The sequence below is a fragment of the Pantoea sp. X-Soil-TKNS-1279 genome, assembly GCF_059730565.1.
On record NZ_AP035948.1, the window covers coordinates 2752847 to 2766901 of the forward strand.

The 14055-nt window shown below is 54.5% G+C and carries 13 protein-coding genes and 1 tRNA gene; 5 read left to right on the top strand and 9 right to left on the bottom strand.

The features are described 5' to 3' along the window. Window positions 1-3 precede the first annotated feature (3 nt). From AC6I8N_RS12940 to AC6I8N_RS12965, 6 genes are all read right to left on the bottom strand, one after another. Window positions 4-1245 (bottom strand): DotU family type VI secretion system protein, encoded by a 1242-nt coding sequence (locus tag AC6I8N_RS12940; protein ID WP_021182744.1) that lies wholly within the window; start codon window positions 1243-1245, stop codon window positions 4-6. A gap of 16 nt (window positions 1246-1261) precedes the next feature. After that, the gene (gene tssK, locus AC6I8N_RS12945; RefSeq protein WP_497829206.1) at window positions 1262-2602 is read right to left on the bottom strand and encodes a type VI secretion system baseplate subunit TssK; all 1341 of its coding nucleotides are present in this window, start codon (window positions 2600-2602) and stop codon (window positions 1262-1264) included. Window positions 2603-2611: 9 nt separating this feature from the next. Further along, window positions 2612-3103: a type VI secretion system lipoprotein TssJ gene (gene tssJ / locus AC6I8N_RS12950; RefSeq protein ID WP_021182742.1), complete on the bottom strand. Its 492-nt coding sequence runs from the start codon at window positions 3101-3103 to the stop codon at window positions 2612-2614. Between the two features lie 26 nt (window positions 3104-3129). Beyond that, on the bottom strand, window positions 3130-3720 hold the full coding sequence (locus AC6I8N_RS12955; protein WP_497829207.1) for an SH3 domain-containing protein: 591 nt from the start codon (window positions 3718-3720) through the stop codon (window positions 3130-3132). A gap of 947 nt (window positions 3721-4667) precedes the next feature. Next, complete coding sequence (locus tag AC6I8N_RS12960) at window positions 4668-5324, bottom strand: methionine ABC transporter permease (RefSeq protein ID WP_036624884.1); 657 nt, start codon at window positions 5322-5324, stop codon at window positions 4668-4670. Continuing rightward, window positions 5305-6405, bottom strand: coding sequence for a methionine ABC transporter ATP-binding protein (locus tag AC6I8N_RS12965; protein WP_497829208.1), 1101 nt, complete (start codon window positions 6403-6405; stop codon window positions 5305-5307). Before AC6I8N_RS12965 ends, AC6I8N_RS12960 begins: the two co-directional genes overlap by 20 nt. A 192-nt stretch (window positions 6406-6597) precedes the next feature. On the opposite strand from AC6I8N_RS12965, the gene AC6I8N_RS12970 reads away from it, so the two are divergent. From AC6I8N_RS12970 to AC6I8N_RS12980, 3 genes are read left to right on the top strand one after another with little or no spacing between them, the layout of a single operon-like run. Then, on the top strand, window positions 6598-7236 hold the full coding sequence (locus tag AC6I8N_RS12970) for a TetR/AcrR family transcriptional regulator (protein ID WP_021182738.1): 639 nt from the start codon (window positions 6598-6600) through the stop codon (window positions 7234-7236). 17 nt (window positions 7237-7253) lie between these two features. Beyond that, window positions 7254-8690 (top strand): D-arabinono-1,4-lactone oxidase, encoded by a 1437-nt coding sequence (locus AC6I8N_RS12975; RefSeq protein WP_497829209.1) that lies wholly within the window; start codon window positions 7254-7256, stop codon window positions 8688-8690. Window positions 8691-8708: 18 nt separating this feature from the next. Continuing rightward, window positions 8709-9533: a glycosyltransferase family 8 protein gene (locus AC6I8N_RS12980; protein ID WP_497829210.1), complete on the top strand. Its 825-nt coding sequence runs from the start codon at window positions 8709-8711 to the stop codon at window positions 9531-9533. Between the two features lie 37 nt (window positions 9534-9570). Here the strand turns inward: AC6I8N_RS12980 and AC6I8N_RS12985 are convergent, their stop codons facing one another. Continuing rightward, the gene (locus tag AC6I8N_RS12985; RefSeq protein WP_208724031.1) at window positions 9571-10692 is read right to left on the bottom strand and encodes a Gfo/Idh/MocA family protein; all 1122 of its coding nucleotides are present in this window, start codon (window positions 10690-10692) and stop codon (window positions 9571-9573) included. Between the two features lie 343 nt (window positions 10693-11035). On the opposite strand from AC6I8N_RS12985, the gene AC6I8N_RS12990 reads away from it, so the two are divergent. Beyond that, window positions 11036-11111 (top strand) — tRNA-Asn (locus AC6I8N_RS12990). A gap of 99 nt (window positions 11112-11210) precedes the next feature. Here AC6I8N_RS12990 and gcvA read toward each other — a convergent pair. Beyond that, window positions 11211-12098, bottom strand: coding sequence for a transcriptional regulator GcvA (gene gcvA, locus AC6I8N_RS12995; RefSeq protein WP_497829211.1), 888 nt, complete (start codon window positions 12096-12098; stop codon window positions 11211-11213). A gap of 146 nt (window positions 12099-12244) precedes the next feature. On the opposite strand from gcvA, the gene AC6I8N_RS13000 reads away from it, so the two are divergent. Continuing rightward, window positions 12245-12853: a glutathione S-transferase gene (locus AC6I8N_RS13000; protein ID WP_497830693.1), complete on the top strand. Its 609-nt coding sequence runs from the start codon at window positions 12245-12247 to the stop codon at window positions 12851-12853. Between the two features lie 67 nt (window positions 12854-12920). Here the strand turns inward: AC6I8N_RS13000 and AC6I8N_RS13005 are convergent, their stop codons facing one another. Continuing rightward, a complete protein-coding gene (locus AC6I8N_RS13005; protein ID WP_497829212.1) occupies window positions 12921-13943 on the bottom strand; it encodes an LLM class flavin-dependent oxidoreductase in 1023 nt (340 codons plus the stop codon). Window positions 13944-14055: the final 112 nt, after the last annotated feature.

Here is a 14055-nt window from a genome sequence, read left to right on the forward strand (position 1 = left end):
GGATTAGTTCCCTCTCGCCAGGCCGTTAAGTTCAGCGTGCGTTGCATCCGGTGCCACCAGCAGCGTGATTTCTACACGACGGTTGCGTGCACGGTTCTCGGCGTTGGTGTTCGGCACCAGCGGATTGCTTTCGCCGCGCCCTTCCGCTTTAACGCGCGCCGGTTGGGTCAATTGCTGTTGCAGCAAGGTCTGAACCGACTGCGCGCGCGCCAGGGAGAGTTCATAGTTGGAGGCAAAGCGGGCGCTGCGGATCGGCACGTTATCGCTGTAGCCCACCACCAGAATCTTGCCGCTGACGTTGTTCATCGCCGCCGCAATACGCTGGATAACCGCTTCATAACGGCCACGCACCGTGGTCGCACCGGAGGTAAACAAGCCATCCCCTTTCAACGTCACCACGCTTTGATCGGCTTCATCGCGAACTGCCACCAGACCGGCATCAATTTCCGGTTTGAGGAAGGTTTTCAGATTGAGCGCAGCAGGTGGCGGCGGTGCCGGGTTACGGATCTGCATTTCCGGTAATGAGGTCTGATAAATGTTAGCCAGCACCGGCGTGGTGTAATCTCCCAGTCGCCAGTTAAGAATGATATAGAACAGGCAGGCACCGAGCGCGGCCACTGCGGCACAGGCCCACAGCGGAATCATCGGACGCCACAGCTTGCGCAGCACCGGTTGATCGGTCGGATGCACCGACAGCGCCGCCGCATAACTGCCACGGACGCTTTTGATCATCTGTAACAGCCGTTGTTTGATGGTTTCCAGCTGCGAACGCCCGTTGTCCAGTACCCGGTAACGCCCTTCAAAACCCAGCAGCAGGCAAAAGTAGATCAACTCCAGCAGCAGGATATGCTGACGCGGATTTTGCGACAGTTTTGCCAGCAACTGGAAAAACTTCTCCCCGCCCCAGGTTTCATTGTGAAAGGTGACCAGCAAACCGTTGCTGGTCCAGACGCCACGGCTACCCCACGGCGTCAACGCGGCGGCTTCATCCAGCGCGGTGCACAGGCAGTAACGCGCACCAATGATCACTTCATAACTCAGGCCCGACTGCTGACAGCTCAGCTCAAAGCGACGGATCTGGTCAATTAACTGCTGGCGCAGACGCGCGGGATCGTCATGGGAAACGGAGTGCCGGATCTGCGGGATGGCGTTAATCAGCGGATTCGCCGCTGCCACCAACACATTCTGGTGGCTAACATCGGGCTGCGCGGCATCACTATTCGGTTTCTGTTGTGGCTGCATCATGCGTGCTCAGTTTTGATTATTCTGACTGACTGCGAATGGCCCAGAACTCCATATTCAGGCCTGGAAATTCACCGGCGAGATGAAGTGCAAAGGCTCCCGAGCGCTCCATCTCCTTCCACAGCTCGCTGTTTTTATCCAGTTCAAAGTAGCTGTAGCCCGCATGCCACGGGATTTGTGGCGGCGCACCCGGCATGGCGATCAGTGACAGGCCAGGTAACTGCAACTGCACCAAATCGCGAATTTTGGTGACGGGCGCGACTTTCATCTGCGCCGGGAAATGGGTTTTTAGCGCATCGGCGGGTACGCTGGCTTTCACCGCCAGCACAAAGCCGAATTCGCGCACCATGCTACTCTCCGGTACCGTGGCCACATTCAGCCCGTGCGATCGTTGCGTCAGCGGCAACTGAATCGCGCTCTCTTCCATCACCTGCGACAACCCCTGCCGCAGTTGCAACGTCAACCGCATGAAGCAACCATGTAAATCGTCATGGTCATAACGCGGGAAGGCGTCAGGCGTGCGGGCGGGCGACCAGGTGCATAGCTCTGACGCCAGTTGTAGCCAGTGGCTATACAGGGATTCGGGATGCAGCAACGGTAAGGTTTGCAGATGCGCGTGTAGACCAAGCTGCCGGTTTAACAGCGCCAGCAGCATGAAATCGACCATATCAGCGCTGTTGAATCGCCCGGTGCCAGGCGTGCGCTGGCTCAGTTGTTGGCTGCGTTGCTGGATCAGGCCATGCAGGTCGTTCAGCATGCTTTGCAGCCCGTGATTTCCGGTCAGGGTGAGCATTGGCGGAATGTAATCACTGTCGAGACGAACATGGTTATCGCTACGCTTTTCCACCACTCGCGCCACACCCATCGCGGTCCATTCGGCGGTGAGGTCTTGCTCCAGCATCAGACGCAGGCGCAATTTACCGAATTGCACCGTGGCCGTGCCAACGGCCAACGCATTGTCATCCTCGACCTCCGTTTCCCAGGCGAGATAACGCGCCAGCGAGTCCGACGCATCCTGAAAGGTCACGGCCTCGCGTCCGTTGCGTCGCGTCGGGATCGCCAGCACCACTTTCGCCCGATCAACATTGTCCGGCAGATCCAAAGGAGCCGGCCCCTGCTGTGGCTGACTAAAGGCGAAGAAGGTGCCATCCGGCAGACAACCACTGGCCGCACTCAATGCCAGCTTGCCCTGGCGCAGCAGCGCGTCATCAAATTCAACGTCAAAAAATCCCCAGGTGTAGACACGCTGGGACTGGCCCCATTCCCGTAAGGTACTGTGCAGAAAATTTTCCGACTGCTGGAAGTGATGCGGGCGCAGAAACATACCTTCCGTCCACACCACCTTTTCGGCTCTGTTCATAATCATCCTTTACTGCTTAACCAGGCGCAGGCCGTTGATATCCGCCACGATGCTGGCATTCAGCTCACCATCGTTACTTTTCCAGAACTGCCAGAACGCACTGTCATCCCCGTCCGGGAAGGGCAGCGCCAGACGCCAGACTTTGCCGTCCAACGTCTGATATTCCGCCATGATGCCGATGAAGCGGGCTTCGGCCAGACTCTTACCACTGAGCGTGTTACTGAGTTGCCCTGCTCTCAGGAAGAATTCCTGGTTATTGAGCAGTGAAGCGCCGAGCACTGCCCCCGGCTGGTTTTGTAGTGAATAGAAATCGGCAGACATAAAAGCGGCGTCAGAGGTGAGTAGCATCACCCGAACTTTGAGCGGCGCACCCGCATTGATTTGCGGATGCGCCTGGAAATGCAGGTTGTAGCGCGCTACTGAGGTTTGGCTACTACTGCATGCCGCCAGTAACAGGACGAACAGCGGCAAACACCACTTTCTCAGGCGACTTATCAACATCACCTGTCCCTCCATGTTTAGCGAGATTAGTTGATGATCCAGGTACCGCTGTTACCGTTCTGACAGGCTTTGCTGTCGCCATCGACCGACACGCAGGTCTTTTTCTTAGCAGTACGCACCCGACGTTTCGGCTGATCGGCTTTCAGGGTTTGATCGTAGAGATCGCTTTTCACCAGAGCGCGGAACGGGACATAACCAGTGAGCTGGGCCGCAGCTGGCGTGGCTGCTGCTGGAGCAGCCGCGGTTTTCTGCCCTTCTGTCGGTGCGGCTTCGGCCTGTTGCTGAGGCTGCTCGCCAATCGCCAGCCAATTGTTCTCAACCATGCCAAGGACCGTGTAGGTTTCACCGGTTTTCAGCGTGGTCACCACTTTGCCGCCGTAGTCAGGGCGCGTCATCACCGAGGTCGGGTAGAGCGCGCGATAGGCATCATTGACAGGACTGAACTGCGCAGGCGGATTGACCGCATGACGGTGGACCAGGGTGACACCGTCAACAGTGCTGGTCACCAGGGTGTCGTCAGTGATGGGTGGTGGCGCTTTACAACCTGCAACAACAAAGACAAACAGCAGGCTTAACGCAATGCGGAGATTCACCATTTTCTTCATGTTTAGTTCCATTAATCTCTAAAAAATGGCCATTGGCCGGTTGTTAGCAAAATAAATCACTGAATGCCGGGAGAACCGATGCAATCAGGACCATTTAGAAAATTGACCACACTATTTATTGGAACCTGTTGACCAAATGTCTGCTTAAAATTGATCAGTTCCAATTAAGTATTTCAGATGCAATAAAAGGGAGCGTAAGACCAGGAGGGGGTTGATATGCAGTTATAAAACATTCACTAAAGTGATCAATATCTGCAACTCAATAGGGGGTAAAGCAGCGTGCACAAGATTTACTTATGACATTCCCGGTCTGAAATCCACCCTGCCTTATAAGACCGCTCAATCAGGGTGCAAAAGTCGTGACGAATATTAATCGCGAGCAACATGGATCACAATCGATCTAAATCAATTAGTTATGATCATTCTGTAGCATCATAGCTACCGCACGAGCCTGGTAAAACCCGCCCGTGAGCATAAATCATCATCCATGTGTTAACATCGGGCAAAGGTTTACATAAGCCTGACAAAATATCAACGTGCGGTATTCCTGGAAACATTCATAAACATTACTTAACAAATAATTCTAATGGAAATTTACCTCATTTTAGGCAGACAAAATAAGAATTATCTTAAAAAACGACGCGATTAATAAGAATTTTGCTACTAAAAATGAAAATTCACACATCTAAAATTCATAAAATTTCACAAAAAAAGTGGTCCTGATTGAGTACGCATTTACTCAATTTGAGTTATGTCAGGTAAGACGGATTTTTATACTTACAAAACCAAAAAGGGACACAGTTATGTCTGTAAATGGCAGAATTTTGACCCGTCTCTTAGATAGAAACATGCAGCTTGAATGTGAAGGGAATGGAATGAATACCGGGTTTACACCAGAATGAACGGAACAGGCATAAAAAAATGGCGCGATTTATCGCGCCATTACGAGGAAATCGTCATTAATGACGCTTATCCACTTTTGCCACCAGTCGATCGCCCAGCCACTGAATACCGCATACCAGAATGATCAGCACCGCGATCACCGCCAGCATCACGTTGGTTTCAAAACGCTGATAGCCGTAGCGAATCGCGAGATCCCCCAGGCCACCGGCACCAATCGCCCCGGCCATCGCGGAGGCACCCACTAACGCCACCAGCGTAACGACGAATCCCGCCAGAATACCCGGTAACGCTTCCGGTACTAACACTTCCCAGACAATACGCAATTTACTGGCTCCCATAGCACGCACAGCATCGATCAGGCCACGATCCACCTCGCGCAAGGACACTTCCGCTACACGGGCAAAATAAGGCGTCGCGGTGATCGACAGCGGAACAATCGCCGCCCAGGTTCCCAGCGACGTGCCAACCAGAAAACGGGTAAACGGGATTAGCGCCACCAGCAGAATAATGAAGGGTAAGGATCGAAACCCATTGATGATGATCCCCAGCACCTGATTAATCAGCCGGTGTTCGGCAATGCCACCGGGACTGGTCACCACTAAAATCAAACCCAATGGCAGCCCGGCAACCAGTGAAAACAAGCCAGAAACCAGCGTCATCAGCAAGGTTTCGCCAATGGCGTTAAGCATTAAATCAATCATTACCGGTGACATAGCCGATTCTCTCCACTTGTGCCTGCTGCTGTTGCAGCCAACTGATGACAGGTTGCTGTTGCGCCTGCGGCAGCGCAATAAAGAAACGGACTACCGCGTAGTGCTGAATGTGGTCTACCCCACCCTGCAATAAACGGAATGCCCCCGTCCAGCGCGTTGCAAGGCGCGTCAGTAAATCGCCCTGATCATCTTCACCAGCAAAATCAACGCGATAAATGGCTTCACCGACAGGCTGTTGCTGAAGACGCGCCGCCAGATTTTCCGGCAACTGGGGCAGCAAACCGCGCAGCAGCGTTTGTGTCAGTGGGGTTTGCGGATGGGCGAATACCTGCCATACCGGCCCGCTTTCAATAATTTCCCCGGCGTCGATCACCGCGACCCGATGCGCGACGGATTTGATCACCTCCATCTCATGGGTGATCAACAGAATGGTGATGCCAAGTTGCTGATTAAGAGATTTCAGCAACCCCAGAATGGAGCGGGTGGTTTCAGGATCTAACGCTGAGGTCGCCTCATCGCACAGCAGCAACGCGGGCTTCCCCGCCAGCGCCCGGGCAATCCCCACGCGCTGCTTCTGACCACCCGACAGTGCCGCCGGATAGTGATCCGCTTTATCGGACAGCCCCACCAGCTGCAATAACTCCGCAACACGCTGCTGACGCAGCGCTTTCGCCACACCGGCAATTTTCAGTGGCAACGCCACGTTCTGCGCCACGGTTTTCGCCGAGAGCAAATTAAAGTGCTGAAACACCATGCCAACCCGGCTACGTACCGCTTGCAGGTCCTGTTCCGACAACCCACTGATCGCACGCCCCTCGATTTCAATCACGCCTTCGTCCGGCTGTTCCAGGCCGTTAAGACAGCGAATCAGCGTCGATTTCCCGGCACCGCTGCGGCCGATAATGCCGAGGATTTCGCCTTGATTGACGGTCAGAGAGAGTTTGCGCAGCGCATGAGTTGCACCAAACGTACGAGAAAGATCGCGTACGTTAACCACCACCGGTGAACGGTGCACAATATCTGTCGTATCCGTGGCCGCACGGCGCGATAATGAAATGTCATCGGGAAAGAGTAGTGTCATGGTTCACCTGCATCGGGCGCGCATGGCCCGGCTCGCGGGCCGGGAATCAGCGCAGTATACGCAGCGACTTATTATCACTTAATCTCGATTTCAGAATTGTTATTCACAAAAAGCATATAAAGCGCACAGCCTTACGTTTTCACCCGGCATGCTGTGCTAACATCACCTTTTCGCACCTTGTTATTGAGCACTATGTCAGAAACGACCAAACGTAAAAATGACCCTGAAGGGCTGAAGAAACGCATCCTTGCTGGCGCACTGAAAACCTTTGCCGAATTCGGTATGCAAGGGGCACGGCTGGAGCAGATTGCTGAACACGCTCAGACCACCAAACGTATGGTGGTCTATCACTTCGTTAATAAAGAGAAGTTGTATATCGAGGTGCTGGAGCAGGTTTATCAGGCGATTCGTCAGCACGAAACCGGGCTGAATCTCGCGGCGATGGCCCCGGAAGAGGCGATGACCAAACTGGTGGAAGCCAGTTTCGATTACCACGTTTCGCACCCGGATTTTATGCGGCTGGTCTGCACCGAAAACCTGCTGCGCGGTCGCTACATCACCCAATCAGAACGTATTAAGGCGCTGAATAAAAGTGCCCTCGACCTGCTCGATGACATTTTGTCGCGCGGGCAACAGCAGGGCATTTTTATCACCGGCGTGAATACCATTGATGTGCATCGCCTGATAAGCAGCATCTGCGTCCATCATGTCTCCAACCGTTATACCTTTAACGCGCTGTTTAGTCCGGATAACAGTGAAGAGGAGAGTATCCACCGCAATCGCCAACTGGCGGTTACCGCCACGCTCCGCTATATCCGCAAAGCCCCTTAGTCTGCGGCTGCGCTGTGATGGTCTACGCTTTAGTCAATGGGACCATCACAGACCTCAGACTAAGGAACGCCGTAGTGAAAGATTCCCACCTTTATCCTTTACGCCACACCGCCAACATCGATAACGAAAACCGTCTGTGGAACTGGGCGCAAAATAGCGTCGTCGGTCTGCGTGCCCAGCTACAGCGGCCAACCTGTGAAGCGGAATTACAACAGCTGCTGCGTCAGACCACAGGCAAAGTACGCGTGCTCGGCAGCCGTCTGTCACCAGGCCGGATGCTGGGCGTCGGGGCACAGGATCTGCTGCTGGATCTCAGCGCAATGCAGGGGGTGATCGCTGTCGATGATGAGAGCATCACCTTTGCCGCTGGCACCCAACTGGAGCAGATCTATGCCACCCTGACCGGGATGGATCGCATGCTGGCCTCCTCGCCGGGCGTGATTGCGGTCCAGACTCTGGCGGGTGCGATGTCAACCGGCACCCACGGTCAGGGGCTGGATCAAAGTTCACTGGCTGACGAAGCGACTCGCATTCGCATAGTGTTGGCGGATGGCAGCCTGCGGGAGTTCACCCGTGATGATGCCGATTTTTCTGCTGTACAGGTGGGGCTGGGCGCATTAGGCATTATCACAGCCGTCACGTTACGCACCCGCCCTTTTCGCCTGTTTACCTGCCATAAATATGCCGTTACGGCTGACAACCTCGGTCAGGATTTGCTGACCTGGAATCAGCAATACGAACTGAGCAAAGCTTGGTGGTTTGTTGACGACAATTTGCTGCATGTGTGGAATGCCGAAGAAGCCAATCCCCAGGATCAACAACGTTACTACGCCAACCAGCGTGAAGTGATTGAACATGGCGAGGGGACCGACAGCAGCCTGAATGAAACTATCGACCAGACGCTGGCCCAGATGCATCGCGATACGCAGATTCACGGCAAAGGGGGTAAACAGTTCCGCACCGTGACGCGTTTTCGCGACTTCACCGACATCAGCGGCGATATCTATCAGTTATTTTGCCGTGGCATTGCGGTGCCGCAGATCAATGTGGAGATTGGTATCCCGCTGGCGCGAACGCCCGCTGTCATCGAGAAAATTAAAGCATGGTACGCGGCAAAACATCCACATATGCATTACCCGATCATTCTGCGCTGTACCGGGCCATCATCGGCATGGCTCAGCCCGGCGTATCAACAGCCCACCTGCTTTTTTGGTTTTGTGGTGTACTACGCCGACGACGGTTCGCTATCGCAGGAAGGCCTGCATTTTCTTACTGAAGTGGAAAAGCTGCTCGCGGCTGAGGGTGGCCGCCCCCATTGGGGAAAATATTATGATCCGCAGCGTTACACCTGGCGGGATATCTATCCACAGTGGGATGCCTTTCGCGCGGTGCGCCAGCAGCTCGATCCACAGCGACGTTTCAGCAACGACTACGTTACCGCCCTTTTCGATTAAGCCTGACGAGAGGAAAGTATGTTTGCCTGGGTCACTTTATTAACACAACCCGATTATCTGGTGGGCGTGCAAGCGCTGCACCGTTCGTTGAAAAAAAGCGCCAGCCGCTGGCCGCTGGTGGTGATGGTCACCGATGCCATTGACCAGACGACGCGTGAAGCCTTGCAGGCCGAGGGCTGTGTCATTCATCCGGTGGTGCCGCTGACACCGCGAAGCGATCTGGCGCAGCACTATGCCTCGGCGCAGTTTGGCGAGGTGTGGAGCAAGCTACGGGTCTGGGAATTGACCGGCTGCGAGCGCGTGGTGTTTCTCGACGCCGATATGCTGGTACTGCGCAATATGGACGAACTGTTCACCCTCGATTTGGGTGAATATGCCCTCGCCGCCTGCCATGCCTGTCGCTGCAACCCGAATCAAATTGCCAGCTATCCCGCCAGCTGGCAGCCAGAGCATTGCCACTACACCTGGCAGGAGCGCCAACAACCTGCCCCCGCCAACGTCGATCTGTATCTCAATGGCGGCTTTTTGGTGTTGAAACCTGATATGACGGTCTTCCGGCAGTTGCAGGAGAAAGTTGCAGCCATTGACGATTTGCGCCGCTACCCGTTTTCCGAGCAGGATTTGCTGAATGAGGTGTTTGCCGGGCGCTGGTTGCCGTTGCCTTATATCTACAACGCGTTGAAGACCTTGCCTTTCCAGCATCCTGAGCTGTGGCACGCCGAAGAGGTTAAGAATCTGCATTATATTCTGGCGAAACCGTGGAAACGCGATTTGTATCAACCGGAGATGGAACGCGATCGCTACTATGCGCTGGATAAGTTGTGGTGGCAGATGGCGACCTGACGGCGCGCTTGAACGCGCCGTTGGGCAACGCAGAATATTATACGGTCATCCAGCGTCGTTCGGTGGCAGATATCGCCACCGCTTCCAGCACTTTCTGAACCTGTAATCCTTCCGCGAAGTCTGGCCACATCCGGTCACCTGCGGCGATGCCGTTAATCAGATCGCGAATTTCGACGGTTTTCTGATCGTTAAAACCAATACCGTGTCCGGCTGAAACGCAGAAGTTGGCATAATCCGGATGCGCCGGGCCGGTGAGAATGGTTTTAAAACCCTGACGTCCGGCCGGATCATCATGAATATAGAGTTCCAACTCCGCCATTCGCTCCTGGGTATATCGCAGCGTGCCTTTGGTGCCGGTCACCACATAGGTCAGCCCCATTTTGCTGCCGCAGGCGATACGCGACGTTTCAAATACGCCATGCGCACCATTTTTGAAGCGTAGCAGCGCGCTGGCCTGATCTTCATTTTCTACTGGCAACAAGCGGCTGGCATCTTTCGGGTCCGGGCGTTGCTTAATTACCGTCATCATATCGCCACTGACTTCTGCGATATCGCCCACCAGATAGTGCGCCATATTGACGATATGCGCTGCGAGGTCGCCGAGTGCGCCCAGGCCCGCCAGCGCTTTCTGGCAGTGCCAGTCGAGTGGCGTTTCCGCTTTCGCCAGATAGTCTTCGTTGTGGGTACCGTAGAAGTGCACCACATCTCCAATTTCACCACGGGCAATGATTTCTCGTGCCAGTTGGCTGGTCGGGTTTTTCATATAGTTGAAGCCTACCAGGGTTTTTACCCCGGCCTGCTGTGCAGCCTGCACCATCTCTTCCGCATCGGCGACAGAGAGCGACAGCGGCTTTTCGGAATAGACATGTTTACCGTTGCGGATCGCTTCCAGCGCCATCTCTTTGTGCAGGAAGTTGGGGGCGCAGATATCCACCACATCAATATTGGGATCACGTACCAGCTCACGCCAGTCACCGGTTGAACGCGCGAAACCAAAGGTTGCTGCCTGTTTGGCCGCCAGCGCCGGATTGACCTCCGCCAGCATCTCACGCACGATTTCGCCCTTCAGGGCAAATACCGTGGGTGCCTGCGCATAAGCGATTGCGTGACAACGACCGATGTAACCACTGCCAATCATGCCGATTCTGACTTTGTTCATACTGCACATCCTGGGTTCACAGAAGAAGTGATACGGAATATAAATTTCACCCTGAACAGCCACAACGGCCAAATGAAATATCTGTGATCATGCATGCGATGAATCTGACAAAAACGACAAATCAGAATGTAATTTTTCATAGAGTTAGTGACTGACATCACAATCAAGCTTGCCATTTATCTCCTTTATGGATGGGATGTTCCATTTCCCTGCACAACCCGCTCCGGGATTTTTCTCCCACAGACCGGGAGAATGCTGCTTTCTTCAGCAGTCAGAACAATTTGTGCAAAAGGGCTTTGACAAGGCGCGGCTCGCTCGTTACTATGCGCCCCGTTCAAACGATTCCTCTGTAGTTCAGTCGGTAGAACGGCGGACTGTTAATCCGTATGTCACTGGTTCGAGTCCAGTCAGAGGAGCCAAATTCGAAGAAAGAGCAGCCTGAAAAGGCTGCTTTTTTTTGCCTGTCGCGGCGCGATTCATCGCGCAGGTTTTCAAATAAAGCGCGATAAATCGCGCCGCTACGATCCACGGAGATAGACTGCCACTTCCTCCATCAGCCAACTAATAAACGCCGTCTCCTCCTCGCGCTTCTCACTCTCCTTACGCGTCACCAGCCAATACGGCCACGGGTAATCCACGCTGAACGGGCTGAGTTGCACCATTTCCCCCCGATCCAGCGCGTCCTGCACCAGCGATCGTCGTTCCAGCGCGATACCTTGTCCAAGTCGTACCGCCTGTAAAATCAGGTTTGAATCGTTAGTAACCAGGCCATTCGGTACTATCGGTTGACTCAATCCCGCCGCCTGGCACCAGTTATCCCAAGATTCGAGGGTGAAAAGGAGTTCACTGGCGGCAATTTGCTGTGGGGTCTGCGGCAGATTGCCGCCATTAAACTGCGGTGACGCCACCACCAGCAGCGTATCGGCAAACAATAGCTGACTGTTGACGCCAGCCCAGTCACCTTTACCCATGCGAATGGCGATATCGGTGGTGGCCTGCTGCATATCGTTGACGCTCAGGCTGGCCTGTAAGCGCAGATGAATATGTGGGAAACGTTGACGAAAACGTGGCAGCCGCGGCATCAGCCAGTGGCTGGCGAACGAAGGCACCGCCGCCAGGCTAAGTTCGGCGCGCCGCGGTTTGACCTGCACCTGACGCGTGGCATCGGCAATACGCCCCAGCGCTTCACGGATCTGCATCGCATACAACCGCCCTTCTTCGTTAATCTGTACTCCGCGTACCTGGCGAGTGAATAGTCGTACCCCCAACAGATCTTCTAACGCTTTTATCTGCTGGCTGATGGCCGAATGGGTAACATGCAACTCTTTCGCCGCCAGGGTAACGCTACCCAGTCTCGCTACCGCTTCAAAGCTACGCAGGCTGGCAACCGGGGGGAAATCTGCCATCACCGTTCCTCACATAATGAAAACCTAAGCCTGCCACAATAAGCGTAAGTTTTACTAACAAAAACGCTTAGAAAGCGTCGCTGGCTGAATCACGGCGGCTGGGGTACTGTCTGGGCAAAGAAACTGAGGATTTACAAGGAGTCATGATGAAACTGATTGGTATGCTGGATTCCCCTTATGTACGCCGCGTGGCAATTTCCCTCGCGCATTACGGCATGGCGTTTGAACATCAGTCGCTGTCGGTGTTTCGTCACTTTGATCAGTTCGCGCAGATTAATGGTGTGGTCAAAGCCCCCACGCTGGTGCTGGCCGATGGCAGCACGCTGATGGATTCGTCGTTAATTCTGCACTATCTGGAAAGCCAGGCCGCTACGTCCCGCAAGTTGCTTCCCACAGCGGCCGCTGCGCTGGCTAAAGATACCCAGATTCTCGGGCTGGCGTTGGCCGCCAGTGATAAAGCGGTGCAGTTCCAGTACGAATGCACGCTACGACCAGAAGAGAAGCAGCATCAACCGTGGCTCGACCGCGTGACGCAGCAACTGCTGACGGCCTGTAAAGCCTGGAATGCCGAGCTGGAACAACGCGAGATCAATCCGCAACAGCCGGATCAGGTAGCGATCAGCAGCGCGGTGATTTGGGGATTTATTCAGTCGATTATTCCGCAGGTGGTGCCGGCAGAACATTATCCGCGTTTGCAGCAGGTAGCGCAGCAGATGGAAGACACCGCGTTATTTGCCCACCATCCGCCGGTGTAAAAAATGAAGGTGCGCATAATGCGCACCGATAAAATATCGCAGGATTTTATAGCGGCGCGTTTTTGCGTTAACGCCAGCCCAGCTGCGGTGCAACATGGGTCAGGATCGCTTCCATCACATGCGCACAGTAATCCACCCCAAGCTGGTTCGGAATGGTCAGCAACAACGTATCGGCTTCGGCAATCGCCTCATCCTGCGCCAGCTGTTTGATCAGTTGTTCCGGCTCTGCCGCATAGCTGCGACCAAAGATAGCGCGGGTTTTCTCATCGAGGAAACCGACGGAATCCTGATCCTGACCGCTGCGACCAAAATAGGCACGGTCGATATCATTGGTCAGAGCAAAAATGCTGCGGCTGACGGAAACACGCGGCGTGCGCTGATGACCGGCTGCCTGCCAGGCTTCACGGTACGCGCGAATTTGTTTCGCCTGCTGGATATGGAACGGCTCACCGGTTTCATCATCTTTCAGCGTTGAACTTTGCAGGTTCATCCCCTGCTGCGCGGCCCAGATGGCGGTTGCGTTCGAGCCGGAACCCCACCAGATACGCTCACGCAGGCCTTCAGAGAAAGGCTCCAGGCGCAGTAGCCCCGGTGGATTTGGGAACATCGGCTGTGGATTGGGTTTAGCAAAGCCTTCACCACGCAACACTTCCAGCAACTCCTCGGTATGACGACGTCCCATATCGGCATCGCTTTCGCCGTCTTTCGGGTTAAAGCCAAAGTAGCGATAACCTTCAACCACCTGCTCCGGCGAACCACGGCTGATACCCAATTGCAGACGGCCATTGGAGATCAGGTCGGCGGCGCCGGCATCTTCCGCCATGTACAGCGGGTTTTCGTAGCGCATATCAATCACGCCAGTACCAATCTCGATGCTTTTGGTACGCGCCCCCACAGCGGCCAGCAAGGGGAACGGAGAACTTAACTGACGGGCAAAGTGGTGCACGCGATAGTAAGCGCCATCGGCACCTAACTCTTCAGCGGCCACAGCCAAATCGATAGATTGCAACAACACATCCTGCGCAGAACGGGTGGCGGATTGTGATGATGGCGTCCAGTGACCAAAGGATAAAAAGCCAATCTTTTTCATGGAACTGTTCTCCTCGCGGGCGGGTTACGCCCCGGCGTAAGTAAGTCGTTTTCGATGCTGAAAGGTTACGTCAGCCGCGTCCGTACTGATAGCCAATTGTTTTCACCCGCTT